The 24547-nt window shown below is 74.0% G+C and carries 16 protein-coding genes and 1 pseudogene; 13 read left to right on the top strand and 4 right to left on the bottom strand.

The annotated features are described in order from the left end of the window. The first annotated feature begins 2 nt into the window (after window positions 1-2). From DCW30_RS36150 to DCW30_RS36115, 8 genes are all read left to right on the top strand, one after another. The gene (locus DCW30_RS36150) at window positions 3-2105 is read left to right on the top strand and encodes a glycosyltransferase (protein ID WP_237283308.1); all 2103 of its coding nucleotides are present in this window, start codon (window positions 3-5) and stop codon (window positions 2103-2105) included. Beyond that, window positions 2098-3216, top strand: coding sequence for a sugar phosphate nucleotidyltransferase (locus DCW30_RS36145; RefSeq protein WP_076682707.1), 1119 nt, complete (start codon window positions 2098-2100; stop codon window positions 3214-3216). The genes DCW30_RS36150 and DCW30_RS36145 overlap by 8 nt, the downstream gene beginning before the upstream one ends. 98 nt (window positions 3217-3314) lie before the next feature. After that, the gene (locus DCW30_RS38155) at window positions 3315-6365 is read left to right on the top strand and encodes an HAD-IIB family hydrolase (protein WP_079249875.1); all 3051 of its coding nucleotides are present in this window, start codon (window positions 3315-3317) and stop codon (window positions 6363-6365) included. Further along, the gene (gene malQ, locus DCW30_RS36135; protein WP_076682709.1) at window positions 6358-8445 is read left to right on the top strand and encodes a 4-alpha-glucanotransferase; all 2088 of its coding nucleotides are present in this window, start codon (window positions 6358-6360) and stop codon (window positions 8443-8445) included. The genes DCW30_RS38155 and malQ overlap by 8 nt, the downstream gene beginning before the upstream one ends. A 26-nt stretch (window positions 8446-8471) precedes the next feature. Beyond that, window positions 8472-9707, top strand: coding sequence for a sedoheptulose 7-phosphate cyclase (locus tag DCW30_RS36130; protein WP_076682711.1), 1236 nt, complete (start codon window positions 8472-8474; stop codon window positions 9705-9707). Beyond that, window positions 9704-10081 (top strand): cupin domain-containing protein, encoded by a 378-nt coding sequence (locus DCW30_RS36125; protein ID WP_076682713.1) that lies wholly within the window; start codon window positions 9704-9706, stop codon window positions 10079-10081. Before DCW30_RS36130 ends, DCW30_RS36125 begins: the two co-directional genes overlap by 4 nt. Beyond that, complete coding sequence (locus DCW30_RS36120; protein ID WP_237283309.1) at window positions 10056-11093, top strand: ROK family protein; 1038 nt, start codon at window positions 10056-10058, stop codon at window positions 11091-11093. The genes DCW30_RS36125 and DCW30_RS36120 overlap by 26 nt, the downstream gene beginning before the upstream one ends. Continuing rightward, window positions 11090-12010: an SDR family oxidoreductase gene (locus DCW30_RS36115; protein WP_076682715.1), complete on the top strand. Its 921-nt coding sequence runs from the start codon at window positions 11090-11092 to the stop codon at window positions 12008-12010. Before DCW30_RS36120 ends, DCW30_RS36115 begins: the two co-directional genes overlap by 4 nt. On the opposite strand, the gene DCW30_RS36110 is transcribed toward DCW30_RS36115, so the two are convergent. Both DCW30_RS36110 and DCW30_RS36100 read right to left on the bottom strand, forming a co-directional pair. After that, window positions 12007-15114 carry an alpha-amylase family glycosyl hydrolase gene (locus tag DCW30_RS36110; RefSeq protein ID WP_076682717.1) on the bottom strand — a complete coding sequence of 1036 codons (3108 nt, stop codon included), beginning with the start codon at window positions 15112-15114 and terminating at the stop codon, window positions 12007-12009. The two genes, DCW30_RS36115 and DCW30_RS36110, sit on opposite strands and share 4 nt — an antisense overlap. A gap of 264 nt (window positions 15115-15378) precedes the next feature. Next, window positions 15379-16830, bottom strand: a pseudogene (locus tag DCW30_RS36100) (alpha-amylase); the annotation flags it as partial. A gap of 371 nt (window positions 16831-17201) precedes the next feature. Between DCW30_RS36100 and DCW30_RS36095 the strand changes: the two are divergent. From DCW30_RS36095 to DCW30_RS36080, 4 genes are all read left to right on the top strand, one after another. Continuing rightward, window positions 17202-18113, top strand: a complete 912-nt coding sequence (locus DCW30_RS36095; protein ID WP_076682721.1) for an adenosine kinase — start codon at window positions 17202-17204, stop codon at window positions 18111-18113. Next, entirely contained in the window at window positions 18110-19603 is a 1494-nt protein-coding gene (locus tag DCW30_RS36090; protein WP_076682723.1) for a GMC family oxidoreductase, read from the top strand. Before DCW30_RS36095 ends, DCW30_RS36090 begins: the two co-directional genes overlap by 4 nt. Before the next feature lie 29 nt (window positions 19604-19632). Beyond that, on the top strand, window positions 19633-20580 hold the full coding sequence (locus tag DCW30_RS36085) for an aldo/keto reductase (protein WP_237283310.1): 948 nt from the start codon (window positions 19633-19635) through the stop codon (window positions 20578-20580). Between the two features lie 74 nt (window positions 20581-20654). Continuing rightward, window positions 20655-21128, top strand: coding sequence for an MSMEG_6728 family protein (locus DCW30_RS36080; protein ID WP_076682725.1), 474 nt, complete (start codon window positions 20655-20657; stop codon window positions 21126-21128). Between the two features lie 5 nt (window positions 21129-21133). Here the strand turns inward: DCW30_RS36080 and DCW30_RS36075 are convergent, their stop codons facing one another. Then, complete coding sequence (locus tag DCW30_RS36075) at window positions 21134-22561, bottom strand: sugar porter family MFS transporter (RefSeq protein ID WP_079249876.1); 1428 nt, start codon at window positions 22559-22561, stop codon at window positions 21134-21136. After that, complete coding sequence (locus tag DCW30_RS36070; protein ID WP_076682729.1) at window positions 22554-23423, bottom strand: phytanoyl-CoA dioxygenase family protein; 870 nt, start codon at window positions 23421-23423, stop codon at window positions 22554-22556. Before DCW30_RS36070 ends, DCW30_RS36075 begins: the two co-directional genes overlap by 8 nt. A 114-nt stretch (window positions 23424-23537) precedes the next feature. Between DCW30_RS36070 and DCW30_RS36065 the strand changes: the two genes are divergently transcribed. Then, complete coding sequence (locus DCW30_RS36065) at window positions 23538-24542, top strand: LacI family DNA-binding transcriptional regulator (protein ID WP_076682731.1); 1005 nt, start codon at window positions 23538-23540, stop codon at window positions 24540-24542. The last annotated feature ends 5 nt before the right edge of the window (window positions 24543-24547 follow it).

Raw genomic sequence — 24547 nt, 5'->3', positions numbered from 1 at the left:
CCGTGACCGAGCCGACCGACCCGCGCCTGCACATCATCGAGACGTACTTCGAGTGCTGCGGCTTCGACCACACCTTCCTGCAGGGCGGCACCTCGGTGTACCTGTGGAACCTCTCCCGGGCCTTCGCCGCGCGCGGCCACCGGGTCTCCATCGTCACCCCGGCCCACGGCAGGCTCGACGACCTCCGTGAGCGCTACGAGGTCGAGGACCTGCCCTACGAGGACGTCCACACGGTGCCGGTCGTCCTCGACCCGCAGGTGTGGCGGGGCTTTCCCGCCGAGGTCTCCCTGGAGCTGCGCACCACCGCGCACCGCATCCGCCTGGACGGGGTCGACCTGTACTTCCTGGCCGACGCGTACCTGGACCGGCTGCCGGAGACGTTCTACCCGCCCTACTCCGCCAAGGGCAACGACCTGGTCTTCTTCAAGCCGCTCGTCTTCCAGGTCGACAGCGTGCGGTTCCTGCGCACGTGGTTCGGCGACGAGAAGGCCCTCGTACACGCCCACGAGCCGTATTACCACTATCTGCTGCCCGCCGCGCTGCGCGACGACCCCTCGAAGCTGGTCGTCAGCAACGTGCAGAGCAACATGCCGATCACCAAGAAGGTCTACGGGCCCAAGGTGCGGCGGCTCCTCGACGAGCTGGGGGTGGACGTGCCCCTGCCCGCGCCGGACACCGCCGACGCGCTTCCGGCGGCGATCCGCCAGTACCAGCAGCTCACGCATCTGCACTACGACTACCCGGCCGACCACGTGGCGGTCTACGAACTGACCGCCGAGCACGCCGACCTGATCGACTTCCTCTCCGAGGGGCAGCTCGACTTCTACGCGTCCTTCAGGGACACGCCCTTCGAGCAGCTCTTCGCCCGGCTGCCGATCGCCGACGTGGTGCGGCGCAACGCGCACAAGATGTTCGTGGGCGGCTGCGCGATCTCCGACGAATGGCTCGCCTGGGACCCCGCCGACGTCGACCGGGAGAAGGTGCTCGGCGGCCTCGGCCTCGACCCGGCCCTGCCCACGTTCTTCCACAACGCGCGCTACGCGGTGCACCACAAGGGCCAGGTGGAGCTGTTGCGCGCGGTGGACCGCGTCCTGTCCGACGGGCTCGCCGCCAATTTCGTCGTGCGCTGCATCTCCGCCGACGGCATCGACGACCCGTTCTTCCACGAGATCGCCCGGCGGCACACCGGTCGGCTGCACCTGGAGTGGGAGCGCGTGGACGAGCGGAGCGTCTTCGCGTACGCGGCGTCCGCCGACTTCTGCCTCTTCCCGTCCAAGTTCGAGATGGACACGTTCCTGATCGCGCAGGGCGAGGCGATGACGGCCGGCGCGGTCCCCATCGCCACCGACCAGCGGGGCATGGCCCACTTCCGGCACGCGGACGGCCCCGGGACCGCCACCGGCTTCGCGGTGAACCGGTCGTTCGCCGAGGACGACGAACTGCTCACCGCCGCGCTGACCGCGCGCGTGAAGGAGGCGGTGGCCCTGTGGACCGACGACCCCGGCCACTACCGGGAGCTGGCCCGCCGCTCGGCGGCCGTCGCCCGCGCCTTCACCTGGGAGCACTGCGCCGACCTGCACCTGGCCGCCTTCACCCGGCTCTGGCGCGGCGAGCCCGCTCGGCTGCCCGCCGAACGCGCCCTGCGGCACGGCTGGACGGAGCTGCTGCCCGACGAGCTGCTGACCGTCGACGCGGCGGTCGAACACGGTGACCTCGCCGCGTACGAGCGCCTCGCCCCGCTGGACGACGGGGCCGCCCGGCGGTTCTTCGACGCCGCCTGGCTGCGCGCCGACTTCGCCACCTGCGAGCAGGCGATCCGGCGCCGTCCCGACGCGGTGCCCGCCGAGGACGTGACCCGGCTGCGCACCCGCCTCGCGCTGCTGCCCGACGGAGCGCTCCGCTACCGGCTCGCGCACGCCGACCGCGTCGAACTGGTCCTGCCCGCGCCGCCCGACGCCCAGGGCCGCGCACGGCCCGAGGTCCGGCCGCTGACCCGCACCGCCCCCGGCGAGTTCGCGGGCCCCGCGCCGGAGCGCCCCGGCGCATGGCTGCTGCTCACCCTCTCCTCCGGGCGCGTGACGTGGGACGAGGTGCGGCATGGCTGAGCCCGGCGCGGTACGGGCGGTGCTGCTCGCGGGCGGCGAGGGCAGGCGCATGGGCCCGCTCGGCACCGGCCGCCTCAAGCCCCTCGTGCCCTACGGCGGCGCCTGCCGCCTCATCGACTTCAGCCTGGCCAACGCGCGGGCGTCCGGGCTCGGCGAGGTCGTGCTGCTCTCCCAGTACGAGGAGCGGCAGCTCATGGACGACCTGCACCGGGTGTGGAACACCTCGCCCGGCTTCCGGGTGCACTTCGGCCCGTACGACCACGCCTACCGCACGGCCGGGGCCGGCCTGCCCCGTGAACTGCCCGAGCGGGCCTGGCCCTTGGAGCGCGGCACGGCCGACGCGCTGATCCGCAAGAGCGCGTACGTCTTCGGGGGCGACGCCGAGCAGGTCCTCGTCCTCCACGCCGACCACGTCTACCGCTTCGACTACGGGCCGCTCATCGAGGAGCACCGGGCGTCGGGGGCCGCGCTGACCGTCGCGTACCAGCGCATCGAACCGCGCTGGGTGCACCTGTTCGGCATGGTCGAGTTCGACGCGGCGGGGCATCTGACGGCGTTCGTCGAGAAGCCCGAGAACCCCACGAGCGACCTGGTCTTCGCCGCGTTCTGCGTCTTCGACGCGCGCGTGCTGCGCCGCCATCTGGAGCTGCTGGACGGCACGGACTGGCAGCACGACATCAGCCGCGACGTGATCCCCGCGATGCTCGCGGCCGGAGAGCACATCCGCGGCCACGAGGTCGCCGGGCACTGGCAGGACATCGGCACCGTCGAGCGCTACCACCGCGCCCACCTCGCCCTCGCCTCCCCGCAGCCCGACGCGCCCGCGCTGCCCGTCGAGCGGATGCCCTGGACCGTCGCGCCCGAGGTGGCGCGCCACCGGGTGGCCCGCGGCCCCGGCGTACGGGACTCCGTGGTCCCCGCCGACCTGGTCAACCACGGCCTGGTGGAGGACAGCGTGCTGTTCCCCGGCGTCCGTGTCGGCGCCGGGGCCCGGGTGCGGCGCAGCGTCGTCCTGCCCGGCGCCGCCGTGCCGTCGGGCGCCGACCTGGTCTCGGCGGTGGTCATGGAGGACGGCCGTGTGCAGCAGGTGGCGGACGGGGCGCGGCCGTGACCGGATCCATCGGCCGCCGCGCCGCACACATCGACCGGCAGGGACCGCGCGCCGCTGTGGCGCGCGCCGTCCCCGCACAGTGAGGGAGCGCTACTTCCGTGCACATCATCCATGTCTCCTTCGAGTGCGGCGGCTTCGACGGCCGCCTGATGCGCGGCGGTCTCTCACCGCTGGTGTGGAACCTGTCGCGCGCCTACGCGGCGCGCGGCCACCGCGTCTCCGTGATCACCCCGGCGCACGGTCTCCTCGACGCGCTGCGGGAGGACTACCCGATCGAGGAGACGCCCTACCGCCGCGAGCACTCCGTGCCGCTGGTCCTGGACCCCAAGGCGTGGCCGGACCACCCGGGTGAGGTCGCCCTCGACGTGACCACGCGCGCCCACCGGCTCCGGCTGGACGGCGTCGACGTGTACTTCCTGTCCAACACGCAGCTCGACCTGCTGCCCGACCGCCTCTACCCGCCGCCGGGCACGGCCGGGCGCGACCTCGCCCACTTCAAGCCGCTGGTCTTCCAGGTGGACGCGGCGCGCTTCCTGGCGGAGCTGACCGGCGACGAGCCCGCCGTGGTGCACGGCTTCGAGCCGTCCTACTCCTGGCTGCTGCCGCCCGTGCTCGGCGCGGCCCCGCGGCTGCGCACCGCCGTGACGGTCGCCGCCAACGCGCCCGTCACGCAGAAGCTCTACCGGCCGCAGGTGGAACGGCTCCTCGACCTGTTCGGCGTGCGCGACGCCGTGGCCCTGGACGGCCTGGACGCGCCGCCTCCCGCGGAGGACGCCGCCACGGCCGTGATGTCCCGCGCCCTGGCGGGCACCCGCATGCACGACGTGTACGGCCCCGACCACGTCGGGCTCTTCCCGCTGGTCACCGCGCACGCCGACCTCGTGGACTTCGTGTCGCCCGGACAGCGCGCCTACTACAGCACCTTCCGCGACACGCCGATGGAAGCGCTCTTCGAGACCCTGCCGCTCGCCCGGCAGGTGCGCGAGCAGGCCCACAAGCTGCTCGTGGGCGGCTGCGGCATCGCGGAGAGCTGGCTGGCCCGTGATCCGGCCGCCGTCGACCGCGCCGAGGTGCTGCGGTCGCTGGGGCTCGACCCGGCGCGCCCGGTCTTCTACCACGCGGCCCGCTACGCGGTGCACCACAAGGGCCAGTTGGAGCTGGTGCGGGCGATCGAGGAGGTGCTCGCCACCGACCCGGAGATCAGCTTCGTCATCCGCTGTTCGACCGGCCGGGGCGGCCAGAAGACCGCGGGCGCCGCCAACGCCTACTTCCAGCGCGTCGCCGACCGCCATCCCGGCCAGGTCCACCTCGACTGGCGGCTCGCCGACGAGGACACCCTCTTCACGCACGCGGCCTGCGCCGACTTCTGCGTCTACCCGTCCAAGTACGAGCTGGACGGCTTCCTCATCGCCCAGGCCGAGGCCATGGCGTGCGGTGCGGTGCCGATCGCCACGGCCCAGCAGGTCACCGCGCACTTCCGGCACGCGCTGCCGCTCACCGACCGCGCGGCGACCGGATTCGCCGTACGCGGCTCGTTCCACGACGACGACCCGGCGCTCGCCGGGGAGCTCGTCGCGCGCATCAGGGAGGCCGCCGCCGTGTTCCGCCACGACCCGGGCGCCTACGCCCGCCTGTCGGCCGGCGCCCGCCGCACGGCACGGGGCTTCACCTGGGAGCGGGCCGCCGACGCGCGGCTCGCGGCCTTCGACTCCCTGCTGCGCGGCGAGCCGCTGCGCTTCCCCGACGAGGAGGCCATCCGGTACGGCTGGTTCGACCGGCTCTCCGACGCGGCCTGGCGCGAGCACCGCGCCCTCATCGCGCGCGTCGCCGCCGAGCGCGGTGACCTCGCGGCCTACGGGCGCGTCGCGCCGCTGGACGCGGCGGCGTACGAGCGTCTCTTCGAAGCCGCGTACGCACGGGCCGACTTCGCCCGGAGCACGGAGGTGGCCCGCGCCGCGGACCGCCCGGACCTCGCGGACCAGCTCCGCGAGCGCTGCCGGGTGTCCCGCGCGCCGGGCGGCGCGCTGACGGTGACCTACCGCCACCCGCTCCTCGAACGGGTCCAGATCGTCACGCGGGCCGCCCCCGAGACCGCCGGCGCACGCGAGTCCGCCACCGAGGCGCTGGCCTCCGACGAGCCGGTGCCCACCGGCAGCGGGGCCGCGCTCACGGCGCTCGAACCGGTCGGCGACGGAGTCTTCAGGGGCCTCGTCGACGGGCCGCCGGCCGGCCGTGACCTGGTGCTGATGCTGACGCTGCGGTCGGGCCGTGTCGCCTGGGACACCGTGCCGGTGACCGACCCGCCCTACCGCGTCGTCGCCACCGACCTCGACGGCACCCTGCTCCGCAGCGACCTCACCGTCTCCGAGCGCACCCGGCGGGCGCTGGCCCTCGTCGCCGATGCCGGGGCGCACCACCTGGTCGTCACCGGGCGGCCCGCGACGGCCTGCAAGGACTTCCTCGCCGGGCTCGGCTACCGCGGCCTGGCCGTGTGCGGTCAGGGCGCCCAGCTCTACGACGCGGCCACCGACCGGCTCCTGGAGTCCGCCTCGCTCGACCTGGACCTCGCCCGCGACGTGGTGGAGCGCGCCGAGGCCGTGCTCGGGACCCTGGAACTCGGGGTCGTCACGGCGCCGCCCGAGAGCCGTTTCAAGGTCACCCCCCGCTTCGGGGAACGCGTCAGGCACGGCTGGGACGTCACCACCGACCGTTCGCTGCTGTGGGCCTCGCCCATCGACAAGCTCGTGCTGCACCACCCCGAGGTGCCCGAGGACGACGTCGCCGCCACCGTCGCGGAGCTGTGCGGCGACGCGGTCTCCGTGGTGCATTCGGTCAAGGGCATGGTGGAGGTGCTGCCACCCGGCGTCACCAAGGGCGCGGGCGTGGCGCGCGCGGCGGCGCTCCTGGGCTTCACGGGGGCCGACACCATCGCCTTCGGCGACATGCCCAACGACATTCCGCTGCTCGCCTGGGCGGGACACGGCGTGGCCGTCGCCAACGGGCACCCGGAGCTGCGGCGCATGGCCGACGAGACGGCGCCCGGCAACGACGAGGACGGGGTCGCGGCGGTCCTGGAACGCCTCTTCGCCCCCGCCACGCCGGCCGCCGCCCCCGTGCCCGTCCTGCGCGGGGAGGCCGCCCATGACTGAGGCGATCCTCGGACTCGCGCGCGCCCACGGCGTCGCGACCGAGTACACCACCGACCGGGGCCGGCGCGTCGCCGTCCCTGCCGACACCCTCGTCGCCGTCCTCGGCGCCTGCGGGGTCGACGCCACCACCCCCGCCGCGGCCCGTGAGGCCCTGGACCGCCACCGCGCGGAGCAGGCCGCACGGCTGCTGCCACCCTGTGTCGTCACGCGCGCCGGAGAGGGCGTGACGCTGCCCCGGAGCAGCGTGGGCGAGGTGGCGGTGGAGGGCGGCGGGACCCTGCCGGCGGACGCTCCGCTGCCGCCCGGCCACCACACCCTGCGGGTGCGTGCGGGCGAGCGCGAGGCACGGGCCCCACTGCTCGCCGTGCCCGACCGGCTCGCGGTGCCCGACCGCCGTGCCTGGGGCTTGATCGTCCAGCTCTACTCCGTGCTCTCCCGCCGCTCCTGGGGCATGGGCGACCTGGCGGACCTCGCCGAGCTCGCCACCTGGTCGGGGCGGGACCTCGGGGCCGGTTTCGTCCAGCTCGGCCCGCTGCACGCCGTGCCGCCGGGGCCGCTGCCGGACCCCTCCCCGTACCGTCCGAGTTCGCGCCGCTTCCCCGATCCGATGCACGTACGGGTGGAGGCGGTGCCGGAGTACGCGTACCTGGACCGGGCGGGGCGCGACGCCGCGCACGCGCTGGTCGACCAGGCCCGCGCCGTCAACGCCCGGGTGCTCGACGGCAGTTCGCTCATCGACCGGGAGACGGTCCGCTCCCTCAAGCACCGGGCGCTGCGCGCCGTGCACGCGGTGCCGCTCTCCCCCGGCCGCGCGGCGGCCTTCGCCGCGTTCACGGCACGCGAGGGCCAGGGGCTCACCGACTTCGCCACCTGGTGCGCGCTGGCCGATGAGCACGGCGCTGACTGGCGGTGCTGGCCCGTGGAGCTGCGCGACCCGCGCTCCCCCGCCGTGGCGCGGGCCCGCGACGACCTCGCGGAGAGCGTCGCGTTCCACCGCTGGCTGGCCTGGATCACCGACGAGCAGCTCGCCGCCGCGCAACGGGCGGCGAAGGACGCGGGCATGGCGATCGGCCTCGTGCACGACCTGGCCGTCGGGGTGGCGCCGGACGGCGCCGACGCCTGGGCGCTCCAGCACTGCCTGGCCGCCGGGATGAGCGTCGGCGCGCCACCGGACGACTTCAACCCGCTGGGCCAGGACTGGGGCCAGCCGCCCTGGCGCCCGGACGCGCTCGCCGCCGCGGGCTATCTGCCCTTCGCGGAGCTGCTGCGCTCCAACCTGCGGCACGCGGGAGCACTCCGCGTCGACCACGTGATGGGGCTGTTCCGGCTGTGGTGGGTGCCCGAGGGACGCCCGCCGTCGGAGGGCACGTACGTACGGTATGACGCCCACGCCATGCTGGGAGCGCTCACCCTGGAGGCCCACCGGGCGGGTGCGAGCGTCATCGGCGAGGACCTCGGCACGGTGGAGAAGGGCGTGCGCGAGGAGCTCGCCGGGCGCGGCATCCTCGGCACCTCCGTGCAGCGCTTCGAGTACGTGGGCGGCAGCGAGGGCCGGCACGGGCCGCTGCCGCCCGACCAGTGGCGCGCGAACTGCCTGGCCACGCTCACCACCCATGACCTGCCGACCACCGCGGCCTGGCTCAGCGGGGAGCACGTCGAACTGCGCGAGCGGCTCGGCCTGCTGACCCGCCCCGCCGAGGCGGAGAAGGCGGAGGCCGCGAGCGAGCGCGACGGCTGGCTCGCCGAGCTGACCCGGCTCGGCCTGCTGCCGTCACCGGACGGCGAGGTGGCCGCCCTGCACCGCTTCCTGCCGCTCACCCCGGCCCTGCTGCTCGGGGTCTGGTTGCCGGACGCGACGGGCGACCGCCGTCCGCAGAACCTGCCGGGCACCTCCACGGTGCACCCCAACTGGCGCCTGCCGGTGTCCGACGCGGAGGGCCGCCCCGTACCCCTGGAGGAACTGCCCGCGTCGCCCCTCGTGCGGACGGTCGCCGGCGTGTTCGCCGATCCGGGGCCGCGCCCCGCGCCGCCGTCACCGCACCACCCCGATCCCCGATCGACGACGCCGTCGACGACCTGAAGACCGAACGAAGACCGAGGAGAGAGATGGCAGGCCAGGTTCTTGCCGAGGCCGCGGGTGTCCGTGAGGACGCCGGGGGCTTCGACCTGCACGCACCGGACGGCACCGGCTACCGGGTCGACGTCACCGACGGGGTCTTCTCCCCGCACAACCCGCTGCTCGCCCACTACCTGGAGGGGCGGCGGGTGGTGGCCTTCGTCGGCCCCACCGTCGACCGCCTCTACGGACAGCAGTTGCGCGCCTACCTGGGCGCGCGCCTCGAACCGGACAGCTGGAGCGTCCACCCGATCGCGTCCGGGGAGCACAACAAGTCACTGACCTCGGCCGAGCAGGTGTGCGCGACCGCCAAGGCCGCCGGGCTCGACCGGCACGGCGTGATGCTGGCGGTGGGCGGCGGCATCGTCGCGGACATCGTCGGCTTCGCCGCCTCCATGTACTCGCGCGGCATCCGCTACATCAAGGTCAACACCACCCTGGTCGGTCAGGTCGACGTCGGTGTCGGCGTCAAGACGGGGGTCAACGGCCTGCACACGAAGAACATGTTCGGCGCCTACCACCCGGCGCACGCCTCGCTGAACGACCCCGCGCTCCTCGCCACCCTGCCGGACCGCGAGATCCGCTGCGGTCTCGCGGAGATCGTCAAGATGGCGGTGATCCTCGACGGCGACCTGTTCCAGGCCCTCGAGCGGCACCCGGACGTCTTCCGCCGCCCCGGCCACCCGGCCGACGCCGAGCTGGAGACCTACGTCATCCGCACCTCGATGAGGCTGATGATGGAGGAGCTGTGCCCCAACCTGCGCGAGCACGAACTCGCGCGCCTGGTCGACTTCGGCCACACCTTCAGCCCCGTCATCGAGACGGCGGGCGGCCACCGGCTCGAACACGGCGAGGCCGTCGCGGTCGACATGGCGCTGTCCGCCCACATCGCCCGGCTCCTCGGTCTCGCGGACGCGGAGACCTGCGAGCGGATCGTCGCGCTCCTGGAGCGGATCGGCCTGCCCGTCCACGACGCCGCGACCTGCACGGCCGACCAGATGACGCAGGCCCTGTGGGCCTCCTGGCAGCGCCGGGGCCGCAAGCTCCACCTGGTGGTGCCCACCGGGATCGGCAAGGCGGGCTTCGTCGACGAACTGGAAGACGTCCCGCAGGACGTCCTGCGCGAGGCCCTGGACGCGCTCGCCACCCGCGCCGCCCGCGCCCCGCGCACCTCGCCCGCCGCGAACTCCGCCGTGGACCCCGCCGTGGACGGAGGGGCACGATGACCGGCCGTGTGCCCAATCTGCGCGACCTCCTCACCGGCAAGGAGCACGACCACGGCGGGCTCGGCACGATCCTGGCGCACCGCGTCTTCACGCGCGGACCGGGCGGCCCCGGCGCCGAGTTCATTGACCTCGCCGTGCTGCCGCCCGGCACGTCCATCGGGCGCCACCGGCACGGGGCCGACCACGAGACGTACGTGATCCTCTCGGGGGAGGGCCTGATGTACCTGGACGGCGAGGAGTTCCGCGTGGGCCCCGGCGACGTCGTCGTCAACCGTCCCCACGGCGAGCACGGGCTCCTGAACGACCGCGACACCGACCTGCACCTGCTGGTCTTCGAGGAGGAACTCCGTGCCCACGGCCACCATCGCGGCTGACCCCGAGCACACCGTCGTCGACGTGGGAGGCACCACGCTGCGGGTGGGCGCCTACGCGCCCGCCGACGGGACGCTCTCCCGCGTGCGGCGGATGCCGGTCGACGGCATGGCCCGCGATCCGCACGCCCCCGTACCCGTGCTCCAGGAGCGGTTGGTGGAGCAGCTCGTGCGCGAGGTGACGCGGCACACGGCCGGGCGCGCGCCCGGTCCCGTCGGGGTCGCCTTCGCCGGGCCGATCAGCGCTGACGGCCTGGTCCTCGCGGCACCGACGGTGTGGGGCCGGCGCGGTGAGCCCCTGCCGCTCGGCGCCCTGCTCGCCGAACGGCTCGGCAGACCGGTCACCGTCGTCAACGACCTCACCGCGGCCGCCTGGCGGTACGCGGCCACGGAGCCGGAGCCCTTCTGCCTGCTGACCGTCAGCTCGGGCATCGGCAACAAGGTCTTCCGGGGCGGCGACGTCCTGCTGCACCCCGAGGGCCACGGCGGTGAACTCGGCCACTGGGCCTGCGATCCCTCACCCGACGCGCCGCTGTGCGACTGCGGGGGCCGCGGCCACCTCGGCGCCATCGCCTCGGGCCGGGGCGTGCTCGCCGCGGCCCGGCGCGCGGCGGCCGCCGACCCCGACGGGTTCGCCCGCTCCCGCCTCGCGGAGCTGTGCGAGGACCGCGTGGAGAACCCGGCCCTCGCCAAGGCGCTCACCGAGGGCGACCCCTTCGCCACCGGCGTGCTGCGCGCCGCCCTCGCGCACCTCGCGCGGGCGATCGGCGCCGTCTTCGCCTCGGTGGGAGTCTGCCGCTTCATCGTCGTGGGCGGCTTCGCGCTGGCCGTCGGCGAGCGCTACCGGCAGCTCCTCGTCGAGGAGCTGGACCGGCAGGGCTGCTTCGGGCTCTCCCGGGAGCGGATCGACGCCATGGTCGCGCTCGGCGCGCCCGACGACGACCACGGGCTGATCGGCGCGGGCCGCCTCCTGGCCGCCCGCCACCCGTCGGCACAGGGGCGGGTGGCACGGTGAGGCGCGTCAACTCGCTCGTCGTCGGCAGCGGCTTCGTCGGCACGGGCATCGCCCGCCGCCTGGTGGCCTCGGGTGACGCCGTCACCCTGGTGTCGCGCGGTCGCCCCGCCGCCGCGCCGGAGGAGTACGGGGCGCGCTGGTGCGCCCTGGACGCCACCGACGCGGAGGCCTGCGGCCGTCTGGTGTCGCGGCTGCGGCCCCGCCGGATCGTCCTGGTGCACGGCCCCTCGGACGTCACCTGGTGCGAGGCGCACCCCGAGGAGGCGGCCCGCGCGCACTCCGCGGTGGCGTCGGCCTTCGCGTCCCTCGGCGGGCGTTCGCGCATCGTCATGATCTCCACGGACAACGTCTTCGACGGCTCTTCGCCCGGCAGCACCGAGTCCACGCCCGTCTCCCCGGCGAACGCCTACGGACGGGCCAAGCGCCGGGCCGAGGAACTGCTGCTCGCCCACGCGGCCGACGCGGTCTCGCTGCGCGTGAGCCTCGTCTACGGCCATGAGCCCGCGGACGCCGGCAAGTGGCTCAACTACTTCGCCGCCTGCGCCCACCGGCTGCGCGCGGGAGAGCCCGTCGAGGCGCCCGACGACCAGTGGACGACGCCCGTGCACGTCGACGACGTGGCCGAGGTGGTGGCCGCGCTGCTCACCAGCCTGGCCCCGCTGCCGCCCGTGCTCCATCTGGGCGGGCCCGACCGGGTCAGCCGCGCCGAGTGGGCCGGTCTGATCGCCCGCGGCCTCGGGCTCCCTGCCCACCTGGTGGTCCCGGTGCCGAAGGCCCTGAGCCGCTACGCGTCCAGGCCGCGGAACGCCTGCCTGGCCAGCGACCTCCTGGCCGCGCTGCCCGCCACGCGCGGCATCGCGGTCCGCGGAGTGGCGGAAGGCGCCCGCGACCTGGCGGGCGCCTTCAGCTCGGCCTAGGGCTCCCGTACGCCCGCGGCGCCCAGGAGGGCGCCGTCCGCGGCGCGCTCGGTGGCGAGGAGCTGCCGGGCGCGCCGCGCGTCGTGGAGCCGGTCCCGGTCGCGCGGGTCGACGGTGAGGGCCACCTCCCCCTCCGCGAGCCCGTCCCGCCGCGCGGCCTGCGCTGCCTCGGGGCGCAGCCGCAGCCAGTGCCCCTCGTCGGAGAGGGCGCCGTCCCGGAGGGTGATGCCGCCTTCGGGCGCGTAGAGGAGCTGGCGCGAGGCCACTCCCGCTCCGCCTTCCGGCCAGGCGACGGTGTCCTCGTCGAGCCATCTGACCCGGGTCCGGCCGAGGTCCATGCCGAGCGACCCGCCGAGCGCCGGAGTCAGATACGCCGGCTCGCCCGCGACCCGCCACACCTCGTTCCCGTACAGGTTGATGTCCAGGGCCTCGTCGTCGGGCACGTCCTTGTCGTTGCCCTTGTGGAAGGTGTGACTGAGGCTGCGGGCACCGGGCTTCAGCTTCACCTCGAAGACGAGTCCGTAGCCGTCGGTGCGCACCGGCTGTACGGGGACGTCCCAGTCGGAGGGCTTGGCGGCCCCGTCCCAGACGTGCAGCCCCCAGCCCTCGTAGTCGCCGTCGGGGCGGTGGTAGTGCAGGACGGCCGTGGAGCCGTCCGACGGCGGATAGGCGCTCCGCGGGCGCTGTTCGCGCTGGCCGTCCTGTCCCTGCGTGATCCACACCTCGCCGGTGCGGGTGAGGTCGACGGAGCGCGCGGGCCCGTCGGTGGCGCCGTCCTTCTCGACGGTGTACGAGAGGGTCTGCGCGCCCTCGGCGAGCTTCACCCACGCGAAGGCGCCGTACGCGTCCCGCCCGGTGAAGGGGGCTTCCGCGCCGTCGGCGCCGGTCCGCAGCCGCCAGCCGTCGTAGTCGCCGCCGGGCCGCTGGTAGTGCACGACGGCGTAGCCGCGCCGGACGGTGGGCCCGGACTCCGGCGGGGTGCGGCCCGTGCTGCTGGCGGCGAGGTCGTGCGCGGTGCGGCCCCGGCTGTCGACGACCACCGCCTTGTAGCGCAGCTCGGCGCCCTCGGGCAGTGCGGCGTCGATCTGCTGGGTGACCTTGTAGGGGGCGTGGTCGGCGGAGCCGAGTACCCGCCAGGGGCCTTCGCCCTGCCGTGCGGCGAAGACGACCCGGTTCAGTTCGCCGCCGTCGACGTCGGCGGTGAGTTCGACCGTGCCGGTGGCGCCCTCCTTCGGCGGGGTCAGGGTGACGTGGGGCCGGGCGCCCGGACCCGGCAGCTTCTTGTCGGCCTTCAGGACCAGGGACGAGAGGGCGGGGACGGTGACGGTGATGTGCCGGTCGGCTCCGCTGCGGGCCGGGGTGTCCGTCGTGCCGTAGAGCGGGGTGTAGCGGCGGTGCGCGGCGCCGGTCGGTATCCGCGCGGTCTTCGCCTCGGAGGCGTTGTTGTGCGCCACGACGTACTCCACGCGCTGTCCGGCGTCCGTACGGGAGTAGGCGTACACGCCGGGTCCGTCGGCGGGCCCCGGGTACCGCTCGGTGAAGACGCCGTCGCGCAGCGCCGGGTGGCGTTCGGTGAGCCGGGAGAGGCGGGCGATGGCGCGGTAGAGCGGGTGCCGGGTGTCGTACGCGTCCCGCGCGTGGGTGCGGTCGGTGCCGATCTGGTCGTCGTCGCGGTAGGCCGGGGCGTCGGTGGCGAACAGCGGCTGGCGGGCGGCGTTGTCACCGCCCGAGCCGGTGAACCCCTGCTCGTCGCCCGCGTAGACGACGGGGTTGCCGCGGCCGAAGAACATCAGCTCGTGCGCGAGGCGGTCGCGGCGCAGCAGCTCCGCGTCGCTCGCGCCGGGGTTGTCCTGGGCGATCAGCCCGCCGATGCGGCCCATGTCGTGGCTGCCGAGGAAGGTCACCTGCTCGTAGGCGTTGGCCTTGCCGGTGGTGTAGCGGTAGTCCTGGGCGTAGAGGCGCGACAGGTCGCGGGGCGGGCCCTCGCGTGAGGCGGAGTTGCGGGCGATGGCCTGGAAGGGGAAGTCGAGGGTGGAGTCGAGGCCGCCCCGCGTGACGTAGGGGGCGGTGATGGCGGGGTCGGCGGAGAACGCCTCGGCGAAGATGAGGAAGTCCTTCTTGCCCCGGGTGGCCGCGTAGTCGTCGAGTGCGCGGGCCCACTGGGTCCAGAACTCCATGTTGACGTTCTTGGCGGTGTCGACGCGGAAGCCGTCGATGCCGAAGTCGTGCACCCAGCGCTCGTACACGCGCTTCATGCCGTCGACCACCTCGGGCCGTTCGGTCCACAGGTCGTCGTTGCCCATGAAGTCGCCGTTGAGGCCGCTCTCGCCGGCGAAGGTGGAGTCGCCGCGGTTGTGGTACATGGTGGGGTCGTTGAGCCAGGCCGGGGTCTTGGCGTGCCGGTCGGCGTCCGCGATCCGCGGGGTGTAGGGGAAGCCACCGTCGTCGACGGGGCGCATGCCCGCGCTGTCGTCGAAGGGGCGGCCCTCGGTGTCCAGGTAGGGGTGTGACCCCTTCGACCGGTAGCCGGACTCCTTCTCCGCGGGGTGGATGACGTCCGCGGTGTGGTTGGTCACGACGTCGAAGAAGACCTTCATGCCCTTGGCGTGCGCCCTGTCGACCAGGGCGGACAGATCCTCGTCGGTGCCGAAGTGCGGGTCGACGCGGGTGAAGTCGGTGATGGCGTAGCCGTGGTAGTTGGCGACGGGGCGTCCGTCGCGCTCTTGTACGGGCAGGTTCTCGAAGACGGGGGTCAACCAGATCGCGGTGGTGCCGAGGCCCTTGATGTAGTCGAGCTTCTTGGTGATGCCCTTGAGGTCGCCGCCGTTGAAGAAGGCCGGGTCGCTCGGGTCGTGGCCGGTGGTCTCGCGGCCTCCGGTGAGCCCGCCCTTGTCGTTGCGGCGGTCGCCGTTGGCGAAGCGGTCGGGCATCGCCAGGTAGAACTGCTCGCGGGTCAGGTCGTGCCGGGCGGGCTGCGCGGCGAGCACGGCGTCGGAGGGCGGCGGGGCGGGTGCGGCCGCCGCCGGCTGGTGGGCGGGCGGCAGGAGGGCGGCCAGGGGCGCGAGGGCCAGCAGGGCGGCCGATCTCAAACGGACGCGGGTCATGGGTGTGTTCTCCTCCGTGGCGGTCGGGACAACGCCGATTGCCCGGCGCGGGCGGCGTGGGCCGCGAGCGCCGGGCAACCGGGTTCGTCCGCACGGCTCTGTGGGACGGGGTCGTGGAGATGGGCCGGACCCGGGGCCGGTCGGATCAGGTCCGGTCGGACGGGTCGGGACGGGGTCGGGGTTGGGGTTGAGGTTGAGGTTGAGGTTGGGGTTGGGGTCGAGGTCCGGGGCGGGGTTGCGGTCGGGGTCGGGGCCTGGTCAGGCGCAGCTCCGCGCGTCCGCGTGGAGCGCGAGCGCGCTCTTCGCGGCGACGGTGGCCGTGAGCTTCCCGCCGTCGTCCACGGTGACGGGCTTGCCTGCCTGCACGTCGCAGTACTCGCCCGCGGGCAGCGAGGTCTGAAAGGTCCGCTCGAGTTCGCCGTCCCCTCCGTTGACGGCGACGAACCCCTTCGTGCCGCGGCCGAAGGCGATGGCGCTGCCTGAGTCGTCCCACCAGTCGGTGAGTTCGGCGTCGCCCACGGCGTTGCGGAAGCCGACCATGGCGGTGATCTCCTTCTGGGCGTGCTGGCACACCCAGGCGTCGCCGGAGCAGTCGGCCTTGCCGTCGGCGGGCGGGCCGTCGTCCTTGTTCGCGAAGGCGTAGCCGGAGTGGACGTCCGGGGAGCCGTAGGGGAAGGCGAGCATGAAGACGTGGGCCAGGGTGTAGGGGGCGCCCTGCTTGTAGGTGAGGACGTTGCCCTGGCGTTCGGTGTCGTGGTTGGCGACGAAGACCCCGGCGGACCCGGAGGGCAGCTTGCCGTCCGCGATGTTCTTCAGTCCGGCCAGGCCGCCGCTCTCGAAGGCCCCCTTGAGCGTGTAGGCGTAGGTGAACTCCTGGGCGAGCCCGGTGCCGAGGTACTCGCCGGGCTGGACCTGCTCGCCGGGGCCCGGCAGCGTCTCCTGCTTCCAGGGGACGTCCGGGTTCGTGAGCCGCGCCTTGATGGCCTTCAGGTCGTCTGCCGGGATGTGCTTGGCCGCGTCGACGCGGAAGCCGTCGACGCCGAGGCCGAGCAGGTCGTTGAGGTATCCGGCGATGGAGTCGCGGACGTGGTCCTCGCCGGTGTCGAGGTCGGCGAGGCCGCCGAGCTCGCAGTTCTGGCTCTCCTCGCGCTGGGTGTAGTCCTTGATGTCCCGCTGGCAGTTGTCCATGTCCCGGGCCCCGTAGACGCCCGGGTAGTCGTACTTGGTGAACTCCGTGCCGCCCGAGCCGGTGCCCTGGGCGTTGGTCATGTGGTTGATCACCGCGTCCGCGACGACCTTGACGCCCGCCTTGTGGCAGGTGTCCACCATGCTCTTGAACGCGTCCCGGTCGCCGAGGCGCGAGGCGATCTTGTAGCTGACCGGCTGGTAGGCGGTCCACCAGGACGGTCCCGTCAGACGCTCCTGTGGGGGCGAGGTCTGGACGTAGCCGTATCCCGCGGGGCCGAGCGTGTCCGTACAGGCCTGGGCGATCGAGTCGAATTTCCACTCGAACATCACCGCGGTGACGCCCTTGCCGCCGGCCTCCGTCTTCGCCTTCGCCTTCGCCGGAGCGGAAGCGGCAGCGTGGGCGGGAGCCGGGGTGGAGCCCGGGGCGGCCTGTGCCCGCGCGCCCGCGCCGAGACTTCCGGCAGCGGCCGCGACAAGGGCCGTGGCCAGGGCGGCACGCCTGCGGGATCGTGCTGTTCGGCCGTACATGGAGGGTCCTCCTCTGAGTGGGGGGAGAGGGCCGGCGCCGAACGCGGGGTGGGGGTGCTCCGCGGCCGTAACGGCGCCACACAGGGCGGCACATGCAACTTTTCTGCCGCCTTGCAGAAACATGTTGCGACGGACCCTAGGTGCCGCTCCTGGAGGGGTCAACCCCTCGCACACCGATGAACTCGGCCGTCACGAAGCCCACTTCGGGGCCCACCATCCCCCCATCCCCCACCGTTCAGGCGACTTTGACTGCAAGCCGCCTGAAAGATTGCACAAACTCTTCCATCGCGATCAGTCGCCGTGCTTGACTGCACTCCGGCCGGGCCCGACCAGCCCCACCGCGCCCCACCAGCCCCCGCCCAGGAGGATCTGTGCCCACTGACATCGACGTGCTCGTCCTGGGGGGTGCAGGGGTGGACACGATCGTCCACGTCCCCGAGCTGCCACTGCCGTTCGCCGACAGCCACATGGTCCCCGCCATCGAGACGCGGGCCGGGCAGACCGGCGACTTCGTGGCGATGGGCGTGCACGCGCTCGGCCTGCGGACGCACCACATCGACGTGATCGGCGACGACCACCCCGGCGAGCTGATCCGCGCCCTCCACCGCGACCGGGGCATCGCGCTCACCGAGGTCCCGCTGCCCGCGGGCACCAAGCGCGCGGTCAACCTCGTGTCCCCCGACGGCCGCCGCCTCTCGCTGTACGACAACACCCGCTTCGGCGAGGCCGACCGGCTGCCGCCCGCCACGGTGGCGGAACTCGCCGCGGCGAGCCGCCACGCCCATGTCTCCCTCACCCAGCCCTGCGCCCACGCCCTGCCCACCCTGCGGGAGTCCGGGGTGACCGTCTCGACCGACCTGCACGACTGGGACGGCCGGGAGCCCTACCACGAGGCGTTCGCGTACGAGGCCGACCTGGTGTTCCTGTCGGCGGCCGCCCTCACCGACCCGGAGGAGACCATGCGGCGCATCGCCGCGCGCGGTCGCGCCGAGGTGGTCGTCGCCACCGCGGGCGCCGAGGGCGCGTACCTCCTCGCCGACGGCGAGGTCACCCATGTGCCGGCCGTCGCTCCCCCGGCGCCGGTGGTGGACTCCAACGGCGCGGGCGACGCCTTCGCCGCGGGTTACCTCTTCGGCCTCCTGTCCGGCGAACCGCCGCTGCGCTGCGCCCTGTACGGCTCCTTCGCCGGCGCCCACGCCTGCACGGTGCCCGCCACCCGCACCGACGTCATCCGCCGGGATCAGCTTCTCGCCCGGGTCGCCGAGCACGGGGACCGGGCATGACGGACACGGCTCACGCGACGGGTCACGACGTCGTCGTCCTCGGCGGCGGTGTGGCGGGCTGCGTCCTCGCGGCCCGGCTGAGCGAGGACCCCGGCCGCTCCGTCTGCCTGGTGGAGGCGGGCCGCGACTACGGTCCACGACGGCAGGACTGGCCCGCGAAGCTGCTCGACGCCCGCGCCCTGCCCCGAGACCACGTGTGGGAGCGCCACACCGCCGCCCACCGCATCCGCGCCCGCGTCCTCGGCGGCTCGTCCTGCGTCAACGGCTGCTGGCACACCTGGGGTTCCGAGGCCGACCACGCCGAGTGGGCTCGGGCGGGTGGCCCCCGGTGGACGGCTGCCGCGATGGAGCCCTTCCGCGAGCGGGCGGCGGCGCGGATGGGGCTGCGTCCGGTGCCGGAGCACGAGCACTCGGCGTGGAGCGAGGCGGCCCTCGCGGCGGCCCGGTCCCTCGGCCACCCGGAGGTGGACATGGCCGCCCCCGGCGGCCCCGGATACGGGACCCCGCTGCTCAACGCCGTCGACGGGGTCCGCGCCAACGCCGCCTTCGCCTACCTGGAGCAGGCGCGGACCCGGCCGAACCTGACGATCCTCGACCGCGCCACCGTGGACCGGCTGACCGTCCGCGGCGGACGTGTGCACGGCGTCGACGTCGTCATGGACCAGGGGCGCACGACCCTGCGGGCCGACACCTATCTGCTGGCGTCGGGCACCTTCGGGTCACCCGCCGTGCTGCTCCGCAGCGGCATCGGGCCCGCCGACGACCTGGCGCGCAGCGGTGTGCGGCCCGTGCTCGACCTGCCCGGCGTCGGCGCCAACCTCACCGACCAGCCCGGCGTCTTCCTGCCGCTGCGCCCGACGCCCGGCCTGAACGCGCGCCTCGCCGAGAAGGAGGCCGCCGGTGATCTGTACGTCACCCGGACGCTGATCAGGGCGGCGAGCCCGTACTGCCCCGAGGGCGCCTGGGACCTGCACATCAACCCGGTCGCGGGCCCGCCCCTGTTCGGCGCCCTGCCGCCGGGGCAGTACGAGGCGGGCGTCGCCACCTTCCTGATGAAGCCCCGGTCACGCGGACAGGTCCGGCTGCGCTCCGCCGACCCCACCGCCGGCCTGGACCTGGACCCCGCCTTCCTCTCCGACGAGGACGGCCATGACCTGGCCGTCCTCCGCTCCGGCCTGCGCATGGCCGAGGAGCTGGCCGCCACCGTGCCGCTGAAGTCCCTGGCCGCCCCGGCCGAGGGCCCGTCCCCGCGGGAACTGCCGGATCAGGAGCTCCGCGGCAGGGTAGGCACGTACTGGCACCCCGTCGGCACCTGTGCCATGGGGGCGCCGGACGATCCGTACGCGGTGGTCGACGGGGAGGGGCGGGTGCGCGGCGTCTCGGGCCTGCGGGTCGTGGACGCCTCGATCCTGCCGACGGTCCCGGCGGCCAACACGCAGCTGCCGGTGCTCGCCACGGCCGAGATGCTGGCCGCCGCACTGACGGCGTGAACGACCGCCGTGAAGGAAGAGGAGAACGCATGACAGCGCGGACCGACGACGTGCGCACCACCCGACCGCTGTACGGGTGCATGGGGCTCGGCGGCACCTGGGACGACGAGCCGTACACCGCCGCGGACATCGCTCACGCGGAGGCCGCCGTCGAGGCGGCGCTCGACATCGGCATCACGGCGTTCGACCACGCCGACATCTACCGGCGCGGCAAGGCCGAGTCGGTCTTCGGCGAAGTGCTGGCCAGGGCGCCCGGGCTGCGGGAGCGCGTCGTCCTGCAGACCAAGTGCGGCATCCGGCAGGCCGACGGCGGCCTGCCCGGCATGTACGACCTACGGGCGAAGACCATCGTGCGGCGGGTCGAGGAGAGCCTGACCCGGCTGCGCACCGACGTCGTCGACGTCCTGCTCCTGCACCGGCCCGATCCGCTGACCGGACCCGAGGAGATCGCGCAGGCGCTGTCCTCCCTGCACGGGCAGGGCCTCGTGCGGAGCTTCGGGGTGTCGAACATGAGCGCGGCGCAGATCGAGGCGTTGCGGGCCCGACTCGACGTGCCGCTGGTCGCCGACCAGCTGGAGATGAGCCTGGCCCGCCGGGACTGGGTGGAGTCCGGCGTCCTCGTGAACACCGAGGCCGCCGCCGGCAACGGCTTCCCGCACGGGACGGTGGAGTACTGCCGGACCCATGGGATCCAGCTCCAGGCGTGGGGCGCCCTGGCGCAGGGCCGCTACACCGGCGGCCAGGACACGCCGACGGCCCGGCTCGTCGCCGCGCTCGCCGACCGCAAGGGCACGACACCGGAGACGATCCTGCTGTGGTGGCTCCAGCGCCACCCGGCCCGTATCGCCCCGGTCATCGGGACGAGCAGGCCCGAGCGCATCCGCGCCTGCCGCGACGCCGTGCGACACGCACCCGACCTCACCCACGAGGAGTGGTACGACCTGTGGATCACCGCCCGCGGCGGCCCGCTGCCGTAGGGGGTTTCCCCGGGAGCGCCCCGTACACCCGAATCCCCCGTCTGAGAACGGGCCCGCCGCGGTAGGCATCCTGCGTGCAGACCTTTCTCCCGTACCCCGACTTCACGCGATCCGCCACGGTCCTCGACCGGGCACGCCTCGGCAAGCAGCGGGTCGAGGCCCTTCAGGTGCTGCGCGGCCTGACCGTGCCCGGTTACGGCTGGCGCAACCATCCGGCGGTCCGCATGTGGACCGGCTACGAGGAGGCCCTGGTCCGCTACGGCCTCGACGTGTGTGCCGTGTGGGTGGCGGAGGGGCACGCCGACACGTGCGCGGCCACGCTGCTCGCCGACTTCGCCGCGCACCGCCCCGGCGCCGCCGTGCGCGACCAGGCGCGGCTCGCCGACGCCGGTGAGCTGCCGCCCTGGCTGGGGAACCACGCCCTGCACCACAGCCACCAGTCGGCGCTGGTGCGCAAGGCCCCGGAGATCTACGCGGAGCGCTTCCCGGACGTCCCCGACGACCTGCCCTACTTCTGGCCGGCCTCGGACCGGGACCCGGCCGCGTGACCGTGTCACCTCTTCTCCAGCGCCCTGCGGAAGGGCAGCGGGTCGCGCAGGGCACGCTCGATGCTCTCCAGGCTCCTGCCCTTGGTCTCCGGCACCTTCGCGGCCACGAAGACGACGCAGGCGACGTTCATCAGGGCGTAGAAGAGGAAGGTGCCGGAGCGGCCGATGGTGTTGATGGCCGTCAGGGCGGTCATGGCGATGAGGAGGTCGAAGCCCCACACCGACAGCGTGGCCAGGCTGGTGGCCGGGCCGCGCACGGACAGCGGCAGGACCTCCGGGCCGATCAGCCAGACGACCGCCTGCATCCCCACGCCGTTGAACAGGATGTACGCGAACAGCGAGATGATCACCGTCCAGCGTTGCGCGGCGGACTCCGCGGGCGTGGCGAAGGCGAGCGCGAGCACCGCCATGGCGAGCGCCGAGCCCGGCAGGAACCACAGCATCGTGCGGCGCCGCCCCGCCTTGTCGACCGCGATGGCCCCCACCACCCCGGCCACGACGAGCATCGCGCCGATGCCGATGCCGGTGAGCAGCGCCACCGAGTCGCCGAAGCCCGCGTCGTCCAGGATCGTCGGCGCGTAGTAGACGATGGCGTTGATCCCGGTGAGCTGGGAGAAGGCCGCGATGCCCACGGCGATGAGCAGAGCGGGGCGCAGCCACCGCTGCCGGAGCTGTCCCCAACTGCCGCCGTCTGCCGGGGCGTTCCGTGTCACGGCGGTGACCTCGGCGGCCTCCGCCGCCACGTCCGCTCCGGTGGGCCTGAGCCGCCGCAGGGTGCGCAGCGCGTCGTCGGCGCGGTGCTGCTCGATGAGCCAGCGCGGGCTCTCCGGCAGGAACAGCATGCCGACGGCCAGGGCCACGGCGGGGATGACGGCCAGGGCGAACATGACGCGCCAGCCGCCGCTGCCGGCCAGGGCCCAGCCGCAGAGGTAGGCGATGAGCTGCCCGATGGCGACCATGAGCTGGAAGAGCACCATGAGCCTGCCGCGCACGGCCGCGGGCGCGAGCTCCGCGATGTAGACGGGCACCATGTTGGAGGCTCCGCCCACCGCGAGGCCGAGCACGAAGCGCGCGGCGATCAGCGTCGCCACGTCGGGGGCGACCGCCGCCGCCACCGCGCCCACGGCGAAGATCACCGCGACCGCCACCACCACCTTGCGGCGGCCGTGCCGTACGGCGGTGCGCCCCGAGACCAGGGCGCCGGCCATGGCGCCGAGCAGGATGACGCTGACGACGACCTCCTGTTCTCGCGAGGAGAGGTCGAGGTCGTCGCGGAGGTGGAGGAGGGCGCCGGAGATGATGCCGGTGTCGTAGCCGAAGAGCAGGCCGCCGAGGGCCGAGACCGCGGCGACGGCGTAGACCAGCGCCGGGGGGCGCCCCGTTCCCGTGGGGTGGACCGGCGGGCGGTCGGCCACCCTGGTCGTCTCAGGCATCGCCCATGACCAGTCCCTCGATGGTGTGCTTCTGCGTGAGGGGCGTCAGCGCGTCGACGACCGGGCAGCGCAGGTGGTGGCGTACCCGTTCGGGCAGCGCCGCCCAGTAGCCGCGGGTGACGGCGGTGTCGTGGCGGGCGGCGTTGTCGGCCTCGGGTCCGTCGAGGCCGAGGACGAGGACGGGCCTCGCCCTGGCCGACTCGTTCTTCGTGCCGCGGTGGATGGTGAGGGCGGTACGGGCGGAGATGTCGCCGCGCTGCGGGTACTTGCGCACGGCGCGCTCCTGGTAGCGGCCGTAGGACGCGCGGGGCGGGAACATGCCGTGCCCGAAGTCCGGTCCGTCGTCCCACTGGGTGCCGGGCGCGATCTCGAAGGGGCCCATGTCCTCCGCGGTGTCGACGGCGGTGACGTTGAAGGCCAGGGAGGTCAGCCGGCGTTCGGTGCGCGTCTCTTCGGGGATGGGGAAGTCGCGGTGCCACGGCTGGTTCACCGCGCCTTCGAGCGGGACGTCGAAGCCGAGCTCGACGATGCGGTAGTCGGGGCCGAGGACGGCGGTGGCCACCGAGCGGACCCACGGGTGGTCGACGAGGTCGACGAAGCCGCGCAGCTGTTCGGGGTGGATCTCCACGTAGTAGCGGTGGGGGCCGCGTCCCACGGCGCCGCCGGGCCGGGCGCGCGCCTCCGCGAAAGCGGTCTCGATGTCCTCGCGCAGCCGGTCGGCCCACTCCTCGGAGAAGGCTCCCTTCCGCGCGGTGATGCCGTCCTCGTACAGGTTCGCCACGTCCTGCGCCACGTCGACGTCCAGGTCGGCGGCGCTCACTCCGGGAAAGACGTGCACACCGGGGCATTCGGACACAGTCATCCTTGCCTCCTTGCAAGCAGAGCTTCCGCCCACAGATTGCATCGTTGAATGCAACGTTGCAATACCCGGCGGGTCACCGATTCCGTGACGGACGTCGCATGAAAGGATGGCGCGGTGAGCAGTCGTCTGAAGGATGTGGCAGCCCGAGCGGGCGTCTCCGTGCGCACCGTGTCGAACGTCGTCAGCGGCTCCGCCTCCGTGGCGCCCGAGACCCGGCAGCGGGTCCAGGAGGCCATCGACGAGCTGGGCTACCGCCCCAACCTCGCCGCCCGCAGCCTGCGCGCCGGCCGTACCGGCATCATCGGCCTCGCCATCCCCGAACTGCACTCACCGTACTTCGGCGAACTCGCCGGGCTCCTGGTGGACGAGGCCCAGCGCCGCTCCTGGACCGTGGTCATCGACCAGACCCGGGGCGACGCCGACGCCGAGCGACGCCTGCTCGCCCAGGGCGGCGGGCGCGTGGTCGACGGCCTCATCATCAGCCCCTGGGCCCTGGACCCCGCCGAGCTGGCGGCGACGGCGCCGGCCGTCCCGCTCGTGCTGCTCGGCGAGCGCGGACCGCAGGGCGCGGCGGACCGCGTCGCCGTGGACAACGTCGCCGCCGCCGACGAGGCCACCACTCACCTCGTCGGCATCGGGCGCCGCCGCATCGCCGCCATCGGCCTCCAGCCCCAGCTGCGCAACGGCACCGCCCGGCTGCGTGCCGAGGGCTACCGCCGCGCCCTCGACCGCGCCGGGCTCCCCCACCCGTCCGCCGCCCAGCGCTCCGTCGCCGCACTGCACCGGGCGGACGGCGCGCGGGCCATGGCGGGGCTCCTCGACGGGCCCACCGAACCGGACGCCGTGTTCGCCTTCAGCGACGAACTCGCCCTGGGCGCCCTGCACGTGGCGCACGAGCGGGGCCTGCGCGTGCCCGAGGACATCGCGATCGTCGGCTTCGACGACATCGAGGACGGCCGCTACAGTCACCCGCCCCTGACCACCGTCTCCCCGGACAAGCCGCAGATCGCCGAGCGGTCCCTCCAGTGTCTGGCCGACCGCGTATACAGCCCCGGGAACGCCGTCCCGCCGCAGGAACTGGTCGTCCCGCACCGCCTGGTGCGGCGCGGGACGGCCTGAGACCG

The sequence above is a fragment of the Streptomyces alfalfae genome, assembly GCF_004127445.1.
GTDB lineage: Bacteria > Actinomycetota > Actinomycetes > Streptomycetales > Streptomycetaceae > Streptomyces > Streptomyces alfalfae.
This window is presented reverse-complemented; position numbering and strand designations above follow the sequence as displayed.